The following is a 23,154-nucleotide window of genomic DNA, read 5'->3' as shown; positions in this document are numbered from 1 at the left end:
TGCCGCAATTAACCTAACTCCCTATCAGGGATTGAAACTATTTTACTTGCCAACGACCTACTAACTAATCAGTGCCGCAATTAACCTAACTCCCTATCAGGGATTGAAACAAAATCTTGGGATAACATACAAAATAGCGGGCCGTTTGCCGCAATTAACCTAACTCCCTATCAGGGATTGAAACTTGACTTTGTGCGGACGATCGCTCGCAACTATTGGCCGCAATTAACCTAACTCCCTATCAGGGATTGAAACCGGCGATTCTAGTCGGCGGGTTTACCCGCTTGAGGCCGCAATTAACCTAACTCCCTATCAGGGATTGAAACTTGGTATTGAAGGCAGAGCCGGATCGGGGGGGAGCCGCAATTAACCTAACTCCCTATCAGGGATTGAAACAACTTACGAAGCAATTTATGACCAAACAATGGTTTTTGAGCCGCAATTAACCTAACTCCCTATCAGGGATTGAAACTAAACTCAGAAGTTACTTAAAATCAGATTTAGAGCCGCAATTAACCTAACTCCCTATCAGGGATTGAAACTCAAAAAAAAGGGCGAGCGCAAACCCGCCCTACCCGCCGCAATTAACCTAACTCCCTATCAGGGATTGAAACTAATCCCTGAGTTGTTGGCTACCCAAATCGCGAGCCGCAATTAACCTAACTCCCTATCAGGGATTGAAACGAATTGGATCGACAGAGCGTAGCTTTGGCAAGCCGCAATTAACCTAACTCCCTATCAGGGATTGAAACGAATCTATCCCGGCAAACCACGGTCTAGCTGCCTTGCCGCAATTAACCTAACTCCCTATCAGGGATTGAAACAGAGCATACTTTTTTACCTGAGAAATATCGCCCACAAGCCGCAATTAACCTAACTCCCTATCAGGGATTGAAACAAAAAGGGGCGGGTGGTTTGAGTTTTCCTAACGGCCGCAATTAACCTAACTCCCTATCAGGGATTGAAACTCCCGGTTGAGGGGCGCGATAGACCAACGCTCTGTAGCCGCAATTAACCTAACTCCCTATCAGGGATTGAAACCGAGCGTATAACTGGTGTTGTGCTCGCTGAAATGCCGCAATTAACCTAACTCCCTATCAGGGATTGAAACCTGCCAGGAAAGGGAAGGAGATATTTTAGTCGGAGAGCAAAGCCGCAATTAACCTAACTCCCTATCAGGGATTGAAACCTCAACAACTCCGGGAGATTTACGGCCTCATGGGCCGCAATTAACCTAACTCCCTATCAGGGATTGAAACGTTCTCGACGTGAATTCAGTAACAAAAGTAGAAGAGCCGCAATTAACCTAACTCCCTATCAGGGATTGAAACGCATATTCGGCACGGCGTAGATCGACTTTGGCTGATGCCGCAATTAACCTAACTCCCTATCAGGGATTGAAACACGTGCGCTTACGGCGCATAGATTACTATAGCACGGGCCGCAATTAACCTAACTCCCTATCAGGGATTGAAACCTAGCTTGAGCCAAAACTCCACCGCTGCAAGCTGGTAAAGTTTGCCGCAATTAACCTAACTCCCTATCAGGGATTGAAACCGTTTTGACGATGGTGGAGATGAAACCACAGCTGCCGCAATTAACCTAACTCCCTATCAGGGATTGAAACCAATGTATCTATTGCCCCCAAAAACCCCCTCAGGCCGCAATTAACCTAACTCCCTATCAGGGATTGAAACCTATAACCTGCTAGATGGCCGTGGTGGTGTATCGCCAGAAGCCGCAATTAACCTAACTCCCTATCAGGGATTGAAACCTGCTCAATACTTTCTGGACGTTTTGCTTCAAGAAGCCGCAATTAACCTAACTCCCTATCAGGGATTGAAACAGAGAAACACGCGACCAAGTGACCCATCGGCAGTGCCGCAATTAACCTAACTCCCTATCAGGGATTGAAACATTACTGTATGCCTGGAAGAAAGCCTACTAAGCGCCGCAATTAACCTAACTCCCTATCAGGGATTGAAACGCGCTTATGAAGGGAAGGGGGCGATCGCACTGTGCCGCAATTAACCTAACTCCCTATCAGGGATTGAAACGCCGCTTCGCCTCGCCTTTTTTCCAAGAAGGATAATAAGGCCGCAATTAACCTAACTCCCTATCAGGGATTGAAACGAAACGCCCAAGATTTTGGAAAAAAGCCAGCTTTAGCAATGCCGCAATTAACCAAACTCCCTATCAGGGATTGAAACGTAAATCCCCCATCTTCTTTCGCCAAACGGCTTGGGCCGCAATTAACCAAACTCCCTATCAGGGATTGAAACCAGCATACACGTTGCCGCTGCGATGGCAACCGCGCCGCAATTAACCAAACTCCCTATCAGGGATTGAAACTTAGACACTTCTATCTATTGGAGCGATGATCATGCTGGCCGCAATTAACCAAACTCCCTATCAGGGATTGAAACGAGACAAGCGACAGGCTAATAAATTCTCGATAGCGCCGCAATTAACCAAACTCCCTATCAGGGATTGAAACTTAGGGAATCTCGCTCAGGATTTGCTTTTTCCCGAAGCCGCAATTAACCAAACTCCCTATCAGGGATTGAAACTTTCGGAAGTATTCACCAGAGGAGGATACAGGAGGAAAGAAGGTATTCTTCTCCTGACTCCTTCTTCGCCACAACCAACCTAAATCCCATCTTCACTTAAGATGACAGTGACAATTCGGCTTTTCAATCAAAGACTCAACCAAAGCATTCAAAGCAACCGCCGCCAACAACCCGCCGCCAAAAGTTCCCACAGTCGTAATATAAGCAACGCCCGATCGCACTAACCGCCGTTTCGCCACCGGAGAATGACTAAAACCGATCGGCATTCCAACTACCAAAGCCGGTTGCAGTTGCCCACTCTCGATCGCATCGCAAACCGCCATCAGCACAGACGGCGCATATCCTATCACCAATATACATCCCTTTTCCAGTTTCAACAATTTTTCAAACCACTCACGCTGCTGCCAGAATTCCTGTTCTGCTTCCGCCGCAGCATTGATGTGCGGGTCATCAATTAAAGTTTCAATACTTGTTCCCAAATGCGCCAATCTTGTCCGATCCAAAGCCGCAAAAACAGGCGGCACATCAGCCACAATTTGACACTGATTTTTCAAAGCTTGCCGCGCCGATTTAATCGCCGTTGCGCTCAACTTCACAAACGGCAGCAGCGAAGAATCTCCGCAAGCTAACACCAGTTTTGAAAGCAAGTCTACCTCAATTTCCGAGCGATCGGGCAAATCCGGCAACAAAAGCTGCAACGACTCCCCAAAATCCTCCGGGTGAGTGTGCGCCCCCGCATCCCAACCCTCCCAAAGTTGTTCCAACTCATCCAACCCCCCCTCAGTTTCCGCCTGCAACAGCCTTAATTGCGCTAGGGCGTCCGCTTGCACCGCTTGACAGGAAATATCCCGCCCCAGCAATCCTTCCAGCGCCGAAGCCGTTTCTCTGAGGCGAACAATTTGCTGAATTACCGACAGATATTGCCGTTGCAGAGTCGCCATCAGCGCGTCAGGGGAAGCATCCGCGTCAGTTTCTAACAGTTTGCGGATGTGAGACAGTTGAAAGCCTTGCTGCTTGAGTGCGACTATTCTTTGCAGCCTTTGCACGTCGCTGCGGGTGTACAGTCTGTAGTTAGAGGTCGATCGTACCGCCGGAGATAGCAGCCCCAAAGCGTGATAATGTCGCACCATCCGAGGGGTAATTGTGCCTTTTACCGCTTCTGTAAGCTGTTTGATTGTCAGGTATTCTTGTTGCATAATACCAATTATAAAAAGTAGAGATAAATATAGAGTGTACGCGATATCTGTAGGCAAACGGTCTTGCCGTGTCCGGCGCGAGGATATGCAATTTTTAATAATTATTAAAATACTTATAATTGTAGCATTTTTTTGTTAATTTGTCTAACTTTTCAAGCTAACGGTTTTTATTTGACATATTGCCGACCGGACACGGAAATGCAGTGTTTCTACGGTATTTCATCTAATTAAAAACAGCCATCAATCTTTAACCTGTGATAATATTGATTTGAGGAAATCAATCTAAAATCTCCCATTTAAAATCGAATGACGCGATTCATTCACGATCGCTTTGCCAAAGAATACCTAGAAGAACTGCTCTCTCCAGCAGGGATAGTTGATATCGGCCGCGATGTCACTTCCGAAGTGCGCGAAATCGATGTTTACTTTACTCCGAACGCCGCAGTCCCAGAATACATCGAAAGCTTGGGATTGTTGGGAAGACTGGCAAATTCGGCGGCACTCTTTGAAGCGTTCCGCAACCCGGTAAGTGTCAGCGAAGTTATCAGTTGCCTCAGCAAATTGTGGGACGTTCGCGGTAAACTAGAGCGACAATCCCGAAGAGAAAATACTGCATTTAACGAAAGTGAATTGCCTAAATTGTGGATTCTGACTCCGACAGCCTCAGAATCGCTGGTGAACGGGTTTCGCGCACAACCAGACGAACCCAATTGGATGCCGGGAATCTATTTTTTGGGGGAATATTTGCGATCGGCAATTGTGGTCATCCATCAGTTACCAGAAATTCCCGAAACCTTGTGGCTAAGGATTTTGGGTAAAGGAAAAGTCCAGCAAAGAGCAGTTACCCAGTTGAGCGCTTTGAGTACAGATAATCCCCTGCGAATTAATGCGTTAGAATTGCTGTACAGACTGCAATCAAACTTAGTAGCAGATTTAGAACAGGAAATAGAAACAGAAGACCGGGAGTTAATTATGACTATCGCACCTCTTTTTCAAGAACAGTTACAAGCGGCACAGCAACAAGGTAAAGAAGAACAACAGCGCTTAATCTTAGATAATTTTCTGCGAGTGAGATTTGGAGAATTAGACTCGCTGATGATAGCGTTTCTCTCTCCAGTCTCGACGATACCTGCTGCGGAGTTTACGGTGATTTTACTGGGAATATCTATGCTCACAGTGGATGCAGCAGGAAGGCAAGAAGCGGTGAGATTATTAGCCGAAAATGTCTTGGCAGTGCGGTTAAATGAATTAGCCGATAGTTTGCCTGCACTCGTTACTAATTTACTGGCTTTACCTGTCGAAGAATTGACATTGTTGTTACAACAACTGCCTCAGTTATCGGCTGATGAATTGAGGGCTCGATTGGGACAGATACCAGGGTAGAACTTGTTTTGAGTGCGATCGACTTTACCGACAGTTGATAGGGGTTTTCAATTCTAGGAAATACAGGACACAGCAGTGCCGTTTTCCTACCCGAAAGGAGTCCGGGCCAAAAGCTTGACATTGACACTAATGTCAAGGTTTAGGGTAAAGGAGTCATCTACCCCATCAATTTCCCCAATGACTCCCAATTCCCTCCCCATTTCTCGCCTCTGGCGTATCGCCCAAGAACATCCAGATGCTGTGACTGCCGCCCTGTGCGGAATTCTAGTAATCTTGGGTTCGCTAGCCCTGCAATTCGGCTGGCTGGGTGTAGCCGTGTTAATCTTGCCCGCGGCTTATGTTATCGGTGGCTATTCCAGCACCCGCGAAGGCTTAACTACACTTTTTCAAGAACGCGAATTAGATGTAGATTTGTTAATGATTGTCGCTGCTTTGGGCGCGGCCGGTTTGGGGCTGTGGCGGCAAGAATATCATTTAATTGTTGACGGTGCGGTGTTGATTTTAATCTTTGCAATTAGCGGCGCGCTTGAAGGTTATGCTATGCAGCGGACTGAACGCAGCATCCGCAGTTTGATGAGTTTGACTGCGGATACTGCTAGGGTGGTAATGTACGGCGGGGAACGGGAAGTTGCGATCGACAAATTGGAAATTGGCGATCGCATTTTAGTCAAGCCCGGAGAAATCATCCCCACAGATGCGATAATTATTGAAGGCTACAGTGCGATCGATCAAGCCTCGATTACCGGCGAATCCATGCCCGTGGAAAAAACCAGGGGCGATGAAGTCTATGCAGGTACAATTAACGGTGTCGGCGCGCTGAAACTCGAAGTGCATAAAACTCCAGAAAGCAGCTTGATTCAGCGAGTGATTCGGCTGGTTCAAGAAGCGCAAACAGCAGCGCCGCCTTCTCAAATGTTTGTGGAAAAATTCGAGCGCGGTTATGCTAAATTAATTGTCGGTTTAGGCTTGCTGCTGGCAACTTTGCCGCCCTTTGTTTTGGGCTGGAATTGGGAAGAGACAATCTATCGGGCGCTGATTTTCCTAGTAGTCGCATCTCCCTGCGCGCTGATGGCTTCGATTATGCCGGCGCTGCTTTCGGGAATTGCTAACGGGGCGAGACAGGGGATTTTGTTTAAAAGTGGCGCGCAATTAGAGATGATTGGTAAAGTCAGGGCGATCGCCTTTGACAAAACTGGAACTCTCACCACGGGAAAACCTGAAGTTATCCAAATTGTACCAGCAGCCGGATATACTGAAACAGAAGTTCTGCAATTGGCAGCAGCCCTAGAAGCTCATTCCGAACACGCGATCGCCTCTGCAATTGTCAGCGCCGCCCACCAGCAACAGTTACAATTGTCAACCGCTACCGATGTACAAGCAAAAATCGGTCAAGGAATTGTCGGCAAAGTCAACAATCAAATTATTGCCGTTGGTAAAGCCACTTTTGTCGAAGCAACTTCCGAATTGACTCAAATCAGCCAGCAGTTGCAAGCAGAAGGTAAAACAGTTGTTTGGGTGGCAAAAAGCGATGAACTTTTGGGAATCATTGCAGTAGCAGATACCATCCGCCCCGAAGCAGCAGCAACGGTAAAACGCTTGCAAAAATTAGGCGTAGAACATATAATTATGCTAACCGGCGACAACGAGCAAACAGCTCAACACATCGCCCGTCAATTAGGCATCAAAGAAGTGTACGCCGAACTTTTGCCAGAAGACAAAGTGCAGGCAATTAAACAACTGCAAACCCAGTATCAAACTGTAGCAATGGTGGGAGACGGCATCAACGACGCCCCCGCCCTCGCTCAAGCTTCCGTGGGCATTGCGATGGGGATTTCCGGCAGCGATGTTGCTTTAGAAACTGCTGATATAGTATTAATGGCAGATAAATTAGAGCAACTAGCTAAAGCAATTAGTTTAGGCCGCCGCGCTCAAAAAGTTGTCAAACAAAACATTGTTTTTGCACTCAGTTGCATAGTCCTATTATTGGCGGCTAATTTTTTCGGAAATATCACCATGCCTTTCGGCGTCATCGGTCACGAAGGCTCTACAGTAATAGTAACCTTAAGCGGTTTGCGACTGCTGAGAAATTAGATAACACGAAAAAACCGCGATTAAATCGAGGCAGAGCCTCTAGAAATGTGTTCTCAGGCAGAGCCTGGGAACGAGACTCTTATCTGCGTTCATCTGCGTTAATCTCCCTTCATCTGCGGTTAAAAATTAAAAAAAATATTAAGAAAAACTACAATTTGTGTTTGCGTCACTCAAAATAAGCTAGCGTCAAAAGTATAGAATCATACCCAAATCTGAAATTGCTCGAAACTGCAATAAAAATTAACCTAGAAAAAGTCTAGAAAATGGTAGAGAACTGATTGCACCAAGAGCAATAGAAAACAAGTTTTCTGTTGGAGGCAATATGAACGAAAAAGTCATTGGGGCCACGCGGAACGTTGCAATTGTTGGCCCTTATTTAAGCGGTAAAACCGCACTGCTGGAAAGTTTGTTATCGGTGACAGGGGCAATTACCCGCAAAGGTAATGCCAAGGATAGCAACACAATAGGTGATAGTTCGCCGGAAGCACGCGATCGCCAAATGAGCGTAGAAGTAAACGCCGCCACCGCTGAATATGAAGGCGTCCGCTTCACATTTCTCGACTGTCCGGGTTCGGTAGAATTTGTCCAAGAAACTTACAATGCGCTGATTGGTGTGGATGCGGCGATAATTGTTTGCGAACCCGTTGCCGATCGCACTTTAACCCTCGCACCCCTGTTTAAATTCCTCGACGATTGGGAAATTCCCCACCTAGTTTTCATCAACAAGATCGATCGAGCTTACACAGACGAAACTACTTGCGGCACCAACTTCACCGAGGTGATCGACGCGCTCAAATCAGTTTCCAGTAGACCGATCGTACCTCACCAATATCCGATCGGCAAAAACGAACAAATCATCGGTTTTATCGACTTAGTAACCGAACAAGCTTACCACTACCATCCGGGCGCCGCCGCAGATCCCGTCCCGCTTCCAGAACACCTCAAAGCACAAGAAAGCGCAGCGCGGCAGCAAATGCTCGAAGAATTGGCGAATTTTGACGACCATTTACTCGAAGAATTGCTCGAAGAAATCAATCCCGACGTTGAAGAAATTACCCGCGATTTAAAGATGGAATTAGGCGCAGATTTAATTGTGCCAGTATTCATCGGCATCGCCGAACAAGATTTCGGCGTGCGGCCTCTGCTGGAAGCGTTGCTGAGGGAAGCGCCGACACCGGAAACTACAGCCGATCGCCGTGGCATTATACAAAGTGAAAACAAAGTTCTGGCTCAAATCCTCAAAACCTATTACACGCCGCAGGGAGGCAAAGTATCGTTAGTGAGAATGTGGCGGGGGACGCTGGCAGACGGAGCAATTTTGAACGGCCTTCGAGTTAACGGTTTGTACCGCTTGACCGGCCAGCAAACGCAAAGTTTGCAATCCGTCAGCGCCGGGGAAATTGTGGCTGTGGGAAGGCTAGAAGGCTTGAAAACAGGCGATACGCTGGGTTCGGAGGAGGAATTGCCAAAAGCCGAAATCATCCCGCCTGTCTACGCACTGGCGATCGTCCCAGAAAAGCGCAACGATGAAGTTAAGCTGAGCTCCGCTTTAGCTAAATTGCTAGAAGAAGACCCATCTTTAGTCTGGGAACAGCACGGCGACACTCACGAAGTTATACTTTGGGGTCAAGGCGAAATCCACCTGAAAGTAGCCTTAGACAGGTTGCGCCGCAAGTATAATTTGCCGATGGTAACTCACTTACCGCAAGTGCCGTACAAAGAAACCATCCGCAAACCTGCATCTTCCATCCACGGGCGCTACAAACACCAAAGCGGGGGACACGGACAATTCGGCGACGTGTACCTCGACATTCAACCGCAGCCACGAGGAGAAGGCTTCAATTTCACCGACAAAATAGTCGGCGGCGTCGTCCCAAAACAGTACATTCCCGGCGTGGAAGTGGGAGTCCGCGAGTATTTGGATCGCGGCCCGCTGGGTTTCCCGGTGGTAGACGTAGCGGTGACGCTGACGAACGGTTCCTACCATTCTGTGGACAGTTCCGAACAAGCTTTCAAGCAAGCGGCGCGTTTGGCGATGCAGGAGGGAATGGCCAAGTGCGAACCGGCATTGCTGGAGCCGATCGCCAAAGTTGAAATTTGCGCTCCGAACGAGTGTACATCAAAGGTGTTGCAGTTGGTCAGCGGACACCGCGGCCAAATTCTCGGCTACGAAGGTAAAAAAGGCTGGAAGGGATGGGATGCAGTTTCTGCTTATTTGCCGATCGCAGAAATGCAGAATTTGATCGTAGAATTGCGATCGCAGACAATGGGAGTTGGATTTTTTAATTGGGAGTTCGATCGATTGCAAGAAGTGCCGGAACCTTTAGCTAAGCGGGTTTTGCTAACGACTGGCGGCAATGGAAACGGTAACGGTAAAAGTTAGTTAGCTGTCTTAAAAAACCCGGTTTATTGAATAAACCGGGTTTTTGTACGAGTTGCAATTACAATTGATTGGGGTCTATTCCCATTTCTGGGATTATTGAGTTAACTTACTTAACGCTGAAATAATATTCTGAGCTAGCATTAACGCAGTTCTCGCTTCTTTTTGTAAGTTAAATATAGTATCTTCATAATCAGCTTTATTCCTCATTTTTCTCAATCGACTTAAATCTTTGCCTATCTCTATCATTGTCTGAGATTTTGATTGATTGTGAATAAATACATCAGCTACATATTGATGGACATTGATATCATAAGTTTTATTGCGCGAGAGTCTGGGATCTTGTTCAATGTCGCGCAAGTAATTCCGTGCTAGGCAAAACGCAGAATAATAGGCTCTACTCACAGCAGAACGCAATTTTGCTTCTTCACTGGCTTCAGCTAGCTCTTTTGCTAAATTAAAGTATTCTGACCAATCGAATTTCATTCCCACCCCAAGTCAATGTTTAGTATATTGTTAGGAATGACAAGACTCGCGTCTAGCCACCAAGTGCGATCGAGATTTTTTAACTTTGCAAAAGCTTCATCGACTTCGAGTTTGGTGTAAATGGTAATCCACAGCGATCGCCAGTTGGCAATTTCTGGATCTGTTTTCACTTCCAAGCCTAATCTTGCCGTAGGAAATATCGCTAGAATGCGATCGTAACCTTCTAGAATCAAAGGTGCGATCGCTTCTTGTTCGATGATGATTTGAAAACTTTCTAGGGGGTTTTCAACCGCGTACAGGCTTTTGATTTTATTAAAAGATGCAATTAAATTATCAAAGGCTTTAGCTATTTCAGAGGGATTTTCCCTTTCTTCTGGCGGCTGAGGAAAGGAAGGGCTTAAATTTGCAGCATCCCTGCTGTAAATGCTGTCACTTGTCGGCTGGTATCGTTTGTCTTTTGATTTTGCTTGGTACTGCTCTTTTAAGTCGAGGCGTTCTTTTGTGTAAATTTCGTTCAGAGTTTGGTTTGCTTCGGCTAATTTTTCTAAAGCCAATATCAGACGACTTATATTCTCTTCCAACTCGCCAAGCTGGACAGATGAATCTAGTTTAGCTAAAGCAGCGCCAAGGGCTTGCAGCCTAATAATATCTCTTTCTTTCATAATAGTCGATGGTTTGGAAGTTAGGGATTAACTTTACCAGTAATTGTGAAACCTGCCCAGTGGTAGAGATCGGCATAAGGAGGTTTGTCAGATTCAATTTTAGCACGATCTCTGCGGATGAGGTTAGCTTCGTCTCTCAAATCTTTACTGCAACCGGAATTGTCTTTCGTTATTTCAGACAATTCCAGATACCAGTTGGATAGTTCGCTGTAAGTAATAGTTCGGAGCCATTTTTGCGCTTCTTTGAGGGCTAGTGCCGGATGCAACTTATTTTGGCAACGCTGTTGGTTGAGAATTTGATAGAATCGAATCATCATTAAAGCGCTAGATATCTCATCAACTATCCAAAGAGTGCTGAGGGCGTAAACAGCACCCGCAGCTAAAAAGCTGCTGGCTAAACCGACAAATTCATCTATGAGTTCTTCTTTTCCTGTTATGCCGGTTTCGCAAGCGGAAAGGCAGATTAGATAATAGCTTTTTAAATCGAATTGGGCGATTTCTTGTGAAGTTAGGGGCTGTTTGTTTTTCAGGATTAGCGCTGACTGGGAGGGCTGTTTTGTGTTGTGGTAGGCGTGACCTGTAAAATGAAATATGTCAGCAGCTTGTTGCAGAGCTTCTTTAAGATTGTCTGTGGTAGCTTGTGAACTGGAGATGGTATTGCAATTAAGGTGAAAATTCGCGATCGCGGGCGCTTCTATTTCAGCAAAAAGTAATGGATCGGGGCTTTCTACCAACAGCAGAGACATTGAAGGTGAGGGTTTTCTGTCTAGTCTGTCTATCCCAACTTGGATGCTGGGCAGATAAGTAATAGTGAAAAGATTATCGGAGAATAAAAAGTGCAGTGGCAGCAGGTGCAAGTCACGGTGGGGAATTAAGATTAAGTGTTGGAGATTGGTGAGGTGCGTACAAATTTCGGGAATTTTGAGAATGTCAGCCAGTTTTTGCAATTGCGCTGTCATTGACTCGCGCCAGGGATGGGATTCTTTTTTTTGCTGTTTGCTGGTAGTTTTGCCATAAGTTTGATAGCTGGTTTTCCAGTTTTTCAGCCATTTTTCTAAACTCTGACTGTTGTTCTTTGGGAATAAGTCGCACAGAGGTGTGGAAATAACTTCAAACTTTTCTAGGGTAATGATAAAAGCAGTCAGGGAAAGTGGGCTGAGATGCCAGTAAATAATCGCCGTTTCGGTGTTGTTTGCCAGTAAGTCTCGGATTTGGGGATAAGTCGGGCTTTCGGTGTGGTTTTGCCAACCTGAGCGCATCCATTGCAGGCAAAAGTTTTTCCGGGCTTCGGCTTTTTCCAGTGCATTTACCTTGTTGCCAGACTGAACGAGAGTATCGACTTCTAACTGGTAAAGTCCGGCAAACTTGCGCTGGAGTCGCATTTTTATTTCCGGGTGAGTTTCATTGTCTAAAATTAAATTTTCTAAGACAGTAGTAGCTTCGGTAAGGTACTTTGTGGTTTTGGCATCTCCCAAGCTGCGGCAGACGGTAATTAAGCCTTGCAATACTTCTAAATAAGTTTCTGGGATGAGGGGTGATTTCAAAAATTCGCGGGCTTGTTCGTAGCTGGCTTTGGCTTTGTGGAAAGATTCAAAATAAGTGGCTGTTTGTTTGCCGTTTATGTAGTGTGCCTGGCCTTTTTGATGGTGCAAATTGCCGCAAGCGAGGCGATAGTCGCGGTTGCTGGGGAGATATTTCTGTAAGCCTTCATCCCAGTTTTGAATGGCTTCAATGTAGCGCCCAGATTTGAAAAATGCCCCACCTCGATTTGTCCAAGCTTCCCAGTATTGATCGCCTGTAATTACTAAGGCTCGATCGAAGGCTGCGATCGCCTCACTGTAGTGACTAAAATTAGTTAGGGTAGTGCCCAGGTTGCTCCAGACAATGTGAGATTTGGGATCAATTTCTAAGGCTTTCTCGAAGGCTGTGATCGCCTCTTTTCCCCCGCCCAAATCATTAAAAGTAGCGCCCAGCCCGTTCCAGGCAAAGACGTATTTGGGGTCAATTTCTAAGGCTTTCTCCAAGGCTGCGATCGCCTCTTTGTACCGACCCAAATATTTTAGAATATTGCCCAGGTTGCTCCAGGCAATATGGTATTTGGGGTCAATTTCTAAAGCTTGCTTTAAGGCCGCTTCCGCCTCTGTGTAACGCTCCAACTCTCTTAGGGCATTGCCCAATTCGAGCCAAGTTCTAGGGTATTCTGGGTCAATTTTTAAGGCTATCTCGTAGGCTTCGATAGCCTCTGTGTAACGGGTTAAATGATTTAGGGCATTGCCCAGATTGTACCAGGCCAAGTGGAATTTGGGTTCAATTTCTAAGGCTTGCTTGTAGGCTGCGATCGCCTCACTGCTGCGGCCCAACTCTGTTAGGGCAATGCCCAGTCCGTTCCAGGCAAAGTGGAATTTGGGGTCAATTTCTAAGGCTTTATTGTAGGCTGCGATCGCCTCACGGTCGCGGCCCAACTCTTTTAGGGCATTGCCCAGGTTGTTCCAGGCAATGTGGAATTTGGGGTCAATTTCTAAGGCTTTCTCGAAGGCTGCGATCGCCTCACTGTAGCGGCCTAAATTTGCTAATTCATATCCTCGCTCATGCCAATAATAAAGCAAAACCTTCTTGTTGCCAGATTGAAGTGCTATTGCTGTGTAATAATTGATTGTTGCTTCTTGATAACGACCTAATCGATCTAGCACGAAGCTGCGATTAATCCAAGCTTCGTGGAAGTCAGGCTTAATTTCTATAACTTTGTCATAGCAATCAAGTGCGCTTTCTAAATATCCCAATTCATAGCGAGCGACTCCTTGCTTATATAATTCTTCTACTTCTTGACTGACTTTTTTCCCTCTACATTCTGACTGCGACGTTGAGTCGCCTTGGTTAGCAGCGGATGAATCATCTGTATTTTCACTTATAACCGATCGCCCTTCCTCATCCTTCCGATTCAAACTCTCCCCAGCCAACACTTCCCTGCCGATATTGCCAGCCACCTCACTAATTTTCCCGCAATTCATTTCACCCAGCCGCACCATTCGCCCACCCAATTCTAAATTCGTTTCCGGGGATACCAGCAACCTTTCTCCAAATTCTTGCAGCCAGTTTTCCCACTCAGCATCATTGATTTTGCTGCTGATTAAAAAGCCTTTAATATCGCCCCGACTCCAGCCTTGTTCAACACCCTCTAACAGTTGCAAAAATTTCTGTTCGTATTCCCCAAAAGTGCGAATCGGAGTTGGCTTTGGCGGTGGGGGTGCTGGTTTGCGGAAATGTCGCTGAATTTGCCGCCACAGGTTGAGGATGCGTTGCCAAATTTGTCGGAACATTGGCTGGGTGGGTGAGATGTTGCTGGAGATTGTAGCAGATTTTGAGGTTGAATGTACGTTGCGGTAGGGGCGGGTTTTACGAATAATATATAACGATGACCCACGATCTATAAAAACCCGCCCCCACCCACGGTCAATCGGAATGTACATTTCGATTGTTTGTTGGGTTGGGCGGGTTTTTGAGATTGTTTTTTTCAGGCGATTATGGTTGCTAAAACCCGCCCCTACGATCGCACAAATTATACGATCGCGAATCAACGAGACATGATACTCGTGCCGTAGGGACACGGCATTGCCGTGTCCCTACCTCTGCTAAAGTCCTTACTACAAAATATCTTCTTCCTTACCCTAAAAAGAAATAATCAAGTAACCGTTTTGGAACTTAGCACCAGTAACAGACTTCCCAGTTAGCGCCGGAGGCAGCAAAATATTGCGCCGCTGATCGCCCGCTTCGATCGTCACTTCCGGCCCCGATTGAATCAATTTAATTTCTTTCTTGTCAAACCCAGGCAAAAACAAACTAACTAGACGCTGTGCAATGTTTATGTTAATGGGTTGAGGAGCTTTTGCGGCCTGAGAAAAATCGGGCAAAGCATCAATTAGCGGCTGCCAATTATTGTCACTGTGCGCCGGAACCGAAACAGCCGTCAAAGGATCAAACTCCGCAGTAATAGCTTCTGTAACCGATGCTTGATTAACAATGACACCGCCCACAGTCAAGCCAACTTGTTGAGAACTTCCCCAAAGATAGCGGGCAGTTGCGATCGCACTTGCATCCCCAGTCGTCACCAAAAAAGCCGCCGTGCGGTTGGGATCTGCCAGCGTTTCCTTACCCTTATCCAAAAGATTATCGACTTGCTTAGTAGATTGAAAAGCATTGTCTCCCGACAAATCCACAGTCAACACGGTACTGACAACCGGTTGAATAAAAGGTGAAAGCGCTTTCACCAAATCCGAATCTACCAAAACTTGACGGAACCTGCGGATGTACCAACTCAGAATTTCCGGCATTCCCAGCATCCGCAGCGTATCCATGCCGCCATTGCCGTCATAAACAATTACATCGTATTGTTTGCTGTCGTCGTATTCCCGAAGTTCGTTCAACGCCAGCGCGCTGTCCATTCCCGGTAACACTCCTAATTCTTGACCGTAAATCTCCTTGAAAAACGGAGTACGGACATATTGAGCTTCTAGTTGTTTAATTTCGTCCCACCTGCGTTCTAGCAGCGGCGCGCTTTGCACCTGAACTGCTTTGAGGTTGGGGGCGATTTCCTGGGGGCTGAGAGTCAGGGGAGTCCCTAGCAGAATGCCCAATGCAGGGCCCGGATCTTGGCCGAGCAGCAGAACTCGCTTGCCTTGAGCCGCGTATTTTTTAGCTGTTGCGATCGCGATCGTACTGCGGCCAGTGCCGCCTTTGCCCAAAAATGTCAAAATCAAAGCCATTTTCTGTTCTCACTGCCAAAGCTTACTCTTTAACATTTAAGCGCAACCTTCAGCCAGAGTGGGGGAGGGGGGAGAGTGGAGGAAGAGGATAGTGGGAGAGTGGGAGAGTCGGAGAGGGGAAGAATTGGGAAAATTTTTCCTCTTCCTTCTTCCTTCTTCCTTCTTCCTTCTTCCTTCAACATCTGCTAAACGGGTTCTAGCTCATCTTCAAAGAACCAAGTCGAAAAACCGTCAAACTTGACAACCACGCCTACTCCGCTACCGTCAACCATTCTAAATCCGTCAACAGTGCCTACGGGATTCTGCTTTATCTTGCCCACTATATTTGGAGGTATCCGATCTCTGAGACGGCGCACCTTCACTCTCTGACCTACTTCTATTGCCACGGAAATTATTCTCCTGCTCTATATAACCTATATACAACCGTTTATTTTACAGTTTGGCGTCTACTTCGGAACAGCAACACCCTCCGTTGATCGCTCCCTAGGATTTTCCATCGAAATTTCCCCTAACTTTCCCTAAAAAACGGTATTCTAGTCGGAGTTTGTCGATCGTCTACCCTGATTCGCTTGGGTTTGCTTCATAATGTTCCACAGCGGCAAGCTCCACTGGCAGAGGCTGTTCACCACTTAGATAATTATTTTTTATTGAGTCGCAAAAATAAGTTTTTTATTAATTGCCACAACTACAGGATTTCTCCCCAATTAGTCATCCTTCAGGCAGAAGCCAAAAGACATTCAAAAGCAGTAATTAATTTTATGTTTGCTATATATAAATCTGCCCTCTCTGACGTTGACAACGGCGAAATTTCATGCTGTAAAAGCCTTTGAGTCTGGTTTGCCAAATTTCGCGAAGGTCAGATTTTAGTAAAGTGCCATGTTGTAACAGTTTACTAAAATCTGACCAAAAAAATAAGTTTTAATGCTAAACTTTCAGGCTGATAAAGTTTATTTTTGCTGCTGTGTTACGGCATAAAAAATGGAACGATTGCCGGATTTAGGGTGTGTGATACAGGAAAGGAAGTCTAGAAACTTCAATATGACAAAATTGAAATTATGAATAAAATTTTTACCTGTGGGCGATCGACCCAAATTCCGCTCCTAAGTTTGTCCTTGGCTGTGTTCGCCAGTCTGCAGCTTGGTCGTGCGACGATCGCCAGTCCGCTCTCTCCATCCCCCAAACAGCCGTCGATCGCTACTAAAATTATCTCGGTAGATGGAGTGCCAGCATTGCCAACCGACTCAAAATCTCCAAAAAATCCGGCAACAGTGGCAGCGAATTCATCCCCAGCAGAGACGATAAAGGCTCAGGGAACAGCGACGGGACGATCGCTCGAAATAGAAGAAATTCGCGGTACAGTCAGCTTTAAAGGGCGGCCAGCGGTCGTGGGCGATCGGCTACTCGCCCCCGGAGACGAAATCATCACCGGCCCCAATTCCACAGCCCGTTTAGGCATCGACAACAACATCGGCGTGGTGGAAGTTTCCGAAAAAACCGCAGTCAGGATATCCAGTTTGTCAAGCAGTGCAGGTGGCGAAAAAGACACAGCGATTTTTGTCAGCAGGGGGCGAGTCAGGTTGTCGATCGGCAGAAATGCTGCGACAACTCCCGCAGCCAACACCTCAACAATTATCCCGCCGAACCAAATAGTCGCCCTCAATACCTTCAGCGGACTCGGCAAATCCAGTCAAATTGCCCAACAAAAAAGTTCTGCCAAAACCGCCCCAGTCAGGGTTGAAACCCCAGAAGGCGTTGCCGGAGTCCGCGGCACCTCCTTTGGCGTCAGCGTCGCCGGAGGCAAAACCGCAGTCGAAACGATTGAAGGTGCAGTCGTAGTATCCGGCAACACCGACTCGGAAGTAGTTGTCAACAGCGGTAACGCCACGACTATTTTCCCTCTAACCTCGCCCGTGGCGCCCTCCGCCAGCCCTCGCCTAGCTCAACTTAAAGTCCGCAGGTTGTTGAGATTTAGCGGCAATATCTATCGCCTCAGCGGTCAAATTAACCCGATCGACACAGTTTATGTCAACAACGAAGAGATTAAGAGCGATCGAAATGGCAACTTCAAAATCCAAGGAATTTTACCTCCAAGCCGCCGCCTCCAAATCGTAGTGCGAGGGCCGTCAGTCACAGAACGGCACTACAGCCTCGCCGTTCCCTAAACAACCTCTCTCAGAGCAAATGGCGCGGCCAATCTCTGAGGATCTGAGTTAGATCGTAAGTTTTATTTGAGTTGATTATTTCGTGTAGGGGCGAAGCATTTCGCGGTGAAACTTCGTAAGCCCAGCCGCGTCTAAATCTTAAAGTCAAGTTTAATGCAATTATTGTGAGGTGTCCCGCCAGCCTACAAAAATAATTTAGATGCCCAACAAATTAGTCAAAATAAAGAAACTTGGCGTTAACCTTTCGCCATTACGGTATTGTAAGACTTCATAACTCTAATATGCGTTCCGGTTGCATCGGAATAATAAAATCGAGTCAACAGTTAACACTCAACCATTCAGTTTTTCGATACCGAGTCAAGAGTCAACAGTTAACAGTTAACAATCAACAGGAGTGCAACCGGAATTGATATATAGCAATCCTCCCATCATGTGTGAATTTATTACTCCCTCCCCTTGATAAGGGGAGGGTGGGGGTGGGGTAAAAAATTTACGACTCCTCCAAGGATTGATATAACTCCTCTCCAAGGTCGGACTCGAATGTCAATGATTCCGTCAAAATAATTGCATGAAGTTCAAAGAATGGATTGGTAATCTCAAACAAAATCAACTGCTCGGCCTGCGGCAATATATAGCTACAAACCCTCCCTGGATGACAGGGGCAGTAGTAGGTATAATGTCTGTCGCCATGATGCAAGTGGGAATGTGGAAACCCCTTGAATATTTGGGATACAAAACGCTATTTCAAATTCGAGAATCGGGAATTTTTCCAAATCCGGGATGGGATCAGAGAATTGTAGTAATTGCGATCGAACCGCATTCCTTGCAAGAATACGGTCAATTTCCTTGGCCCCGCAACCGCTACGCCCAACTGCTAGAAGCACTGAAAAAATCTCCCCCTACAGCAGTTGGTTTTGACATTCTTTTCCTCGATCCAAGTCCGAAAGATGATATTTTAGCCGCAGCAATTGCCGCCAACGGCAAAGTTGTACTCCCTAGAACCATCAAAGAAGAACCCATAGCATCTTTAAAAGCAGCCGCCGCAGGTGTCGGCCACATCGGGCAAGAAGCCGATAGCGACGGTATTACCCGCGAGTCAAAAATCTTTCTCAAGGGGATTCCTAATTTCGGTTTAGCAATGACTCACAGGTACAATGCTGCTAATCCCCAAGATCCAGTATTGCTTCCACAGTCAAAAAATAAGCAGGAAAAAAAAGTTTGGATTAACTGGCCGGGGAAAACAGAAAATCTATCTACCTATGCTTTTGTTGATGTCGTAGAAGGTAGAATTCCCGCAGACGCTCTGACCAATAAGTTAGTTTTAGTGGGCATAGTTGCTACGGGTTTCGACCCCATATCTTCACCTCTCAACAAGACTACGGCTGGGGTTTATTTATATGCAGCGTTGGTTGACAATTTGCTCAATCAACGCTTGCTGCAGCGCCTGCCGGTACTGGTAGAAATTTTGTTATTGTTGGGGATTGGCCCGCTTACCGCTTTGGTTCTGTGCAAGCGAGGTGTTAAAGAGAGAATTGCGATCGCTCTCGGTTTGCCTCTTGTTTGGATTGTGGCTGCTGCTTTGCTATTTGGCTTCTTTTTTTGGTGGGTTCCGATTGCCGCACCCATCGGCACCCTCATTTTATCTGGCACTGCTTTGCAACTGCGGGAACAGCACGAAAAGCAGCAGTTGATGAGGTTATTTGAAAAGCACGTCGCTCCGGAGACAGCTCAGCTTATTTGGGAACGCAAAGCTGAGATATTTGAACAGGGAGAACTCGAACCTCAAGAACTTACAGCAACGGTGCTGTTTATGGATATTCGTAGTTTTACTTCTATTTCCGAAAAAATGCGGCCGCGGGATCTGCTCACCTGGTTGAACAATTATTTGGAAGCGATGACCAACTGTATTATGGATCACGGCGGCGTTGTAGATAAATACATCGGTGATGCAATTATGGCAGTTTTTGGGGTGCCTTTTTGCCATACCGAATATCGACAAATTCAACAAGATGCTTTGAATGCAGTTGCGGCTTGCATTGCGATGCACGAAAAGCTGCACGAAATTAACCAGCAGCTTAGAATTGACCGCAAACCTTTAATTAAGTTTGGCATTGGTTTGCATACCGGACAGTTAGTTGCTGGCAGCGTCGGCGGTTCCCGGCGTTTGAATTATTCTGTGATCGGCGATGCTGTCAACGTTGCTGCTAGATTGGAGGCTATGAATAAGGAAATTGTTTCTGACAGTCCTTTTAATTTGTTGGTGACGGGGAGGACTTTTGCTTACGTGCGCGATCGCTACGAAGGCCAAAAAGTAGGATCAATTCAATTGCGCGGCAAAAGACAAGAGACTGTGGTTTATGCTATTTTGGGTGAAAAGCATTAGTCAGTTGTCAGTTGTCAGTTGTCAGTTGTCAGTAGGGAAAATTACCTTTTTCCCAATTGCCCATTAGACATTCCCAATTGCCCATTAGACATTCCTAATGACTACTGACAACTGACCGAAAGCATCCAGGATACAAGCCCCCGGATTCATCCGTGGAGAAATAAAAAACCTGTATCCGATAAACAAGCCGCCGAATTTATCCGTGGGGTCAATGCTTCAATTCTTTAATCTAAAATCTAAAATCTAAAATCTAAAATCGATTGACCAATCTAATCAAACACGCTTAGTCGCAGAGTTTTAGCTATTTGTTCTAACAGAAATAAGCCGCCGACCGAATTTCCGTCTTTATCCAAGGGCGGACTGTAAAAGCCGATCGCACCTTGACCCGGAATTACCGAGAGCATTGCCCCGCTAACTCCCGACTTAGCCGGCAGTCCCACCCGCAGCGCAAAGCGACCCGATGCTTCATACAAACCGCAAGTTGCCATCAGTGCTTTGACAGTACGGCAGTTTTCCCCCATTGCTCGATCGCCACTATTTACCAAAACCATCCCCAGCTTAGCTAAATCCTCCACAGTTCCCGACAAACAGCAGACGCGATTGTAGGTTTCTAAAGCAATTTCCGCATTTTGAATATAACCCGATTCTACCATTTTTAAGGCGAGATTCCAATTATTTTGATTCGGTTTTTTTTTCACTGAATCGAGCATTAACTCGTCAACAAATAACTGACTGTTTGCCTGTTGATTCAGCCAAGTTCGCAAGTTTTGACAGCGCGCCACAGCATTTTGACCGGGAATCAAAGACGCTAGGGCGATCGCCCCGCTATTAATCATCGGATTTCTCGGCTTCCCTTGGTCTATTTCGAGTTGAGTTAAAGAATTGAAAGGCAGTTCCGAAGGCTCGCAGCCAACGCAGTCAAATACCGCTTTTTCGCCCAATTCGCACAGCAAATAAAGCAGCACGAAGGGCTTGATTACACTCATCAGCGGGAATGTTTGAGCAATACTACCCCAACTCAAAATTTGACCGTCAATTGCCCGCATTTGCACGGCAAACCTTTGTCTGTCTGCTCGCGCAAGGAGAGGTATGTAGGTAGGGATTTGACCGGATTTACTGCGATTTATTGCCTCTTTTGCCCAAACTTGCAGTTGTTCGGGTTGCAGGCCAGATAATTTGCTTGTGGATATTTGCACTCTCGATTATTTCGCTCATTTGAAATTTTAGATTGACATTCCTGGCGCGATGTTGAGCCGGAAACCCGGTTTATTAACCGAATTGCATCACTTGGACCCGCTGCGGGAAGAAATTGGGTTTGTTCGGGGAGATAAACCAAGCTCGAACTTCAGGCTATTGACGTTTCAGCCAGCCGGGAGCAAATAAATTTTTCATAAAAAACCTGTACTTTGCATAAAAATCTCCCCTTCACCCCGATATATAAGTAGCAGCTTCAAGGCAACGCTGCTAGCCAAAACAAACAAGCCCTAGCTTGAAATGCCTTCAGATTCTTATGTTTAAGCCCCAGTAAGGGGCGGGGTGCATATTTAACTTAATTCTTTCAGAGTTCGCAAAATCCTGTCCGGAAAACCCCCGAACCTTTAAGAATGTACTATCCAACCGGATCTACCCAAACCAGGATAAAAAAATGGCAGATGAAGCGAAAGCAGAAGCACCAAAGCCCGCTCCAATGATTTTTAAGGGTGTGTGCAAGGAGGGAGTTCTCAAAGGCAAAGAAATTGAAGGCAAACTAGATATCAAAGTCAACGTTGAATCTGTCACAACCCCAGAAGCACCGCCCCAAAAATCCAAGTGGGAGCCAGTTATCTTTTGGGTATTGTTTGCAGTCATGGCAAACTTGATTGTCGGCGACCCCGCCGGAATGAGAAAATACAGCTCCCCACAAAGGTCTCATTCTCATCAGATTTTAAACCAATCTGGGGAGCAGTCGCTGTTGCCTAAGAAAAACACCAGCAACTTGCCACTTTAAGCTCTGGGAGCCTGCCAGCCACGCAAATAGTAATAGAAAGACCCGAAATATTCATCGAATACTCGCGTCGTAGTTACCAAAGCTTCTGCACTAGGCAAAAAATCTCCCGCGTCTAAGCGGAGTCTATTGGATTTCCCTCGTGAGGTGGGTTGAAAAGTGTAGAAGTCGGTAGCCCTAGGAATCACCTGGATTCCCATATTCGCAAAAGCGAGGCTGGCACGGCGCATCTGAATCGCAGATGTTACCAGGATTACTTTGCGCGGGGCGCCACGGCTGTCGAGTATTTTTCTCACCTCTTCAGCGCTGGTGCGTATGTTGCTGCCGTTATCGTCGAGAACGATACTGCTGCGCGGCACGCCCATGTTGTTTGCCAGCAAAGTCTCGATATCCTTAGCTTCGCCAACATAACCCTCCAACTCGGGCCTCGGACCAGCGGTAACGATGACCATAGGTGCCAGTTGTTTTCTGTACAAAACGGCAGCATAGGGCAAGCGATTGCCTGTATCTGTTAGTTGAATTGCCACTCGGTTGGGGATGTGAGGCTGAGTGGTTCCCTTGCCCAGCAGGACGATCGCCGCTGCGGTTTCGTCGCAGCAAACTGTGCGGACAGCCGCGGCGGCGTCCCGTTCTGCTTGTTCGGCGAACCAGTAAGCGACAACTGGCATACTCGAAAGGATCAAAACTAGCAGCGCTGCCAGGATCATTCTCGGCGCCGGGTTGCGGATGCCCCCGTTCGTGATCAGCGCCGATGCAATCACCAGCAGCGTGATTGAAAAACCCAGCGGCTTAAAGAAGAAGGCTATTAGGCCGAAAATCGCTGCTCCGACCGGGGTGTCTGGCGCAAAAAAAGCTAGAATCAAAAGGCTGATCAGCAGCAAAACGCGCAGCCGATCTAATAATGGATTGTCTTTGCCCCCTGATTGCTCCCACCACGATCTGAGCAGTGAGAACAGGAGGAATAGAAATAGAATGCGAGCTAACAGTTCTGGCATCTTGCAATATTCTGTGTCTTCATAAATTAGTACAGAAGTTTTGGAAACGAGCGCTAATTTAACTGCGGTAGGAAATACGGGCATCGGTGGGTTTTTAACTTT

14 protein-coding genes and 1 CRISPR repeat array (1 of these 15 running past the window's edge) are annotated in these 23,154 nt (G+C 46.6%); of the genes, 6 read left to right on the top strand and 8 right to left on the bottom strand.

The genetic code is table 11. The annotated features are described in order from the left end of the window. Positions 1-2,570: a CRISPR direct-repeat array (repeat unit 37 nt; unit sequence GCCGCAATTAACCTAACTCCCTATCAGGGATTGAAAC); it reaches 508 nt to the left of the window's first position. A 92-nt stretch (positions 2,571-2,662) separates the two neighbouring features. Beyond that, complete coding sequence (locus tag QUA70_RS15700) at positions 2,663-3,766, bottom strand: precorrin-8X methylmutase (RefSeq protein WP_333348451.1); 1,104 nt, start codon at positions 3,764-3,766, stop codon at positions 2,663-2,665. Positions 3,767-4,072: 306 nt separating this feature from the next. On the opposite strand from QUA70_RS15700, the gene QUA70_RS15695 reads away from it, so the two are divergent. The 3 genes from QUA70_RS15695 (at position 4,073) to QUA70_RS15685 (ending at position 9,623) form a co-directional block, all read left to right on the top strand. Then, complete coding sequence (locus QUA70_RS15695) at positions 4,073-5,149, top strand: flagellar assembly protein H (protein ID WP_333348453.1); 1,077 nt, start codon at positions 4,073-4,075, stop codon at positions 5,147-5,149. Positions 5,150-5,326: 177 nt separating this feature from the next. After that, complete coding sequence (locus QUA70_RS15690) at positions 5,327-7,240, top strand: heavy metal translocating P-type ATPase (protein ID WP_333348455.1); 1,914 nt, start codon at positions 5,327-5,329, stop codon at positions 7,238-7,240. A gap of 322 nt (positions 7,241-7,562) precedes the next feature. Beyond that, entirely contained in the window at positions 7,563-9,623 is a 2,061-nt protein-coding gene (locus tag QUA70_RS15685; RefSeq protein WP_333348457.1) for an elongation factor G, read from the top strand. 93 nt (positions 9,624-9,716) lie between these two features. Here the strand turns inward: QUA70_RS15685 and QUA70_RS15680 are convergent, their stop codons facing one another. The 5 genes from QUA70_RS15680 to petP all read right to left on the bottom strand — a co-directional run bounded on the left by QUA70_RS15680 (position 9,717) and on the right by petP (position 15,914). Then, the gene (locus tag QUA70_RS15680; protein WP_333348459.1) at positions 9,717-10,106 is read right to left on the bottom strand and encodes a HEPN domain-containing protein; all 390 of its coding nucleotides are present in this window, start codon (positions 10,104-10,106) and stop codon (positions 9,717-9,719) included. Then, a complete protein-coding gene (locus QUA70_RS15675) occupies positions 10,103-10,768 on the bottom strand; it encodes a hypothetical protein (RefSeq protein ID WP_333348461.1) in 666 nt (221 codons plus the stop codon). Before QUA70_RS15675 ends, QUA70_RS15680 begins: the two co-directional genes overlap by 4 nt. Before the next feature lie 20 nt (positions 10,769-10,788). After that, positions 10,789-14,085 carry a tetratricopeptide repeat protein gene (locus tag QUA70_RS15670; protein ID WP_333348463.1) on the bottom strand — a complete coding sequence of 1,099 codons (3,297 nt, stop codon included), beginning with the start codon at positions 14,083-14,085 and terminating at the stop codon, positions 10,789-10,791. 348 nt (positions 14,086-14,433) lie between these two features. Then, a complete protein-coding gene (locus tag QUA70_RS15665) occupies positions 14,434-15,528 on the bottom strand; it encodes a Get3/ArsA fold putative tail anchor-mediating ATPase NosAFP (protein WP_333332634.1) in 1,095 nt (364 codons plus the stop codon). 185 nt (positions 15,529-15,713) lie between these two features. Then, the gene (gene petP / locus QUA70_RS15660; RefSeq protein ID WP_333332637.1) at positions 15,714-15,914 is read right to left on the bottom strand and encodes a cytochrome b6f subunit PetP; all 201 of its coding nucleotides are present in this window, start codon (positions 15,912-15,914) and stop codon (positions 15,714-15,716) included. A 669-nt stretch (positions 15,915-16,583) separates the two neighbouring features. On the opposite strand from petP, the gene QUA70_RS15655 reads away from it, so the two are divergent. Both QUA70_RS15655 and QUA70_RS15650 read left to right on the top strand, forming a co-directional pair. After that, positions 16,584-17,690, top strand: coding sequence for a FecR family protein (locus QUA70_RS15655; protein ID WP_333332640.1), 1,107 nt, complete (start codon positions 16,584-16,586; stop codon positions 17,688-17,690). A gap of 568 nt (positions 17,691-18,258) precedes the next feature. Further along, positions 18,259-20,073 (top strand): adenylate/guanylate cyclase domain-containing protein, encoded by a 1,815-nt coding sequence (locus QUA70_RS15650; RefSeq protein ID WP_333332643.1) that lies wholly within the window; start codon positions 18,259-18,261, stop codon positions 20,071-20,073. A gap of 269 nt (positions 20,074-20,342) precedes the next feature. Here QUA70_RS15650 and glsA read toward each other — a convergent pair whose 3' ends face one another. Beyond that, positions 20,343-21,269 (bottom strand): glutaminase A, encoded by a 927-nt coding sequence (gene glsA, locus QUA70_RS15645; RefSeq protein WP_333348465.1) that lies wholly within the window; start codon positions 21,267-21,269, stop codon positions 20,343-20,345. Positions 21,270-21,718: 449 nt separating this feature from the next. Here glsA and QUA70_RS15640 point away from each other — a divergent pair, with 449 nt between their 5' ends. Further along, positions 21,719-22,060 carry a hypothetical protein gene (locus QUA70_RS15640; RefSeq protein WP_333332649.1) on the top strand — a complete coding sequence of 114 codons (342 nt, stop codon included), beginning with the start codon at positions 21,719-21,721 and terminating at the stop codon, positions 22,058-22,060. Here QUA70_RS15640 and QUA70_RS15635 read toward each other — a convergent pair. Then, positions 22,057-23,136, bottom strand: coding sequence for a YdcF family protein (locus tag QUA70_RS15635; RefSeq protein WP_333332652.1), 1,080 nt, complete (start codon positions 23,134-23,136; stop codon positions 22,057-22,059). The genes QUA70_RS15640 and QUA70_RS15635 overlap by 4 nt on opposite strands. Positions 23,137-23,154: the final 18 nt, after the last annotated feature.

The organism is Microcoleus sp. LAD1_D5 (assembly GCF_036702115.1).
Classification (GTDB): Bacteria; Cyanobacteriota; Cyanobacteriia; order Cyanobacteriales; family Microcoleaceae; genus Microcoleus.
Note: the sequence above shows the minus strand (reverse complement) of the source record. Positions and strands in the feature narration are given on the sequence as shown.

Coding starts and splice junctions, on each gene's coding strand:
- QUA70_RS15640 (WP_333332649.1), top strand. CDS start 21,719: ATGGCAGATGAAGCGAAAGCAGAAGCACCAAAGCCCGCTCCAATGATT.
- QUA70_RS15635 (WP_333332652.1), bottom strand. CDS start 23,136: ATGCCCGTATTTCCTACCGCAGTTAAATTAGCGCTCGTTTCCAAAACT.
- QUA70_RS15685 (WP_333348457.1), top strand. CDS start 7,563: ATGAACGAAAAAGTCATTGGGGCCACGCGGAACGTTGCAATTGTTGGC.
- QUA70_RS15670 (WP_333348463.1), bottom strand. CDS start 14,085: ATGTTCCGACAAATTTGGCAACGCATCCTCAACCTGTGGCGGCAAATT.
- QUA70_RS15675 (WP_333348461.1), bottom strand. CDS start 10,768: ATGAAAGAAAGAGATATTATTAGGCTGCAAGCCCTTGGCGCTGCTTTA.
- QUA70_RS15655 (WP_333332640.1), top strand. CDS start 16,584: ATGAATAAAATTTTTACCTGTGGGCGATCGACCCAAATTCCGCTCCTA.
- QUA70_RS15700 (WP_333348451.1), bottom strand. CDS start 3,766: ATGCAACAAGAATACCTGACAATCAAACAGCTTACAGAAGCGGTAAAA.
- QUA70_RS15650 (WP_333332643.1), top strand. CDS start 18,259: ATGAAGTTCAAAGAATGGATTGGTAATCTCAAACAAAATCAACTGCTC.
- QUA70_RS15690 (WP_333348455.1), top strand. CDS start 5,327: ATGACTCCCAATTCCCTCCCCATTTCTCGCCTCTGGCGTATCGCCCAA.
- QUA70_RS15695 (WP_333348453.1), top strand. CDS start 4,073: ATGACGCGATTCATTCACGATCGCTTTGCCAAAGAATACCTAGAAGAA.
- QUA70_RS15680 (WP_333348459.1), bottom strand. CDS start 10,106: ATGAAATTCGATTGGTCAGAATACTTTAATTTAGCAAAAGAGCTAGCT.
- QUA70_RS15665 (WP_333332634.1), bottom strand. CDS start 15,528: ATGGCTTTGATTTTGACATTTTTGGGCAAAGGCGGCACTGGCCGCAGT.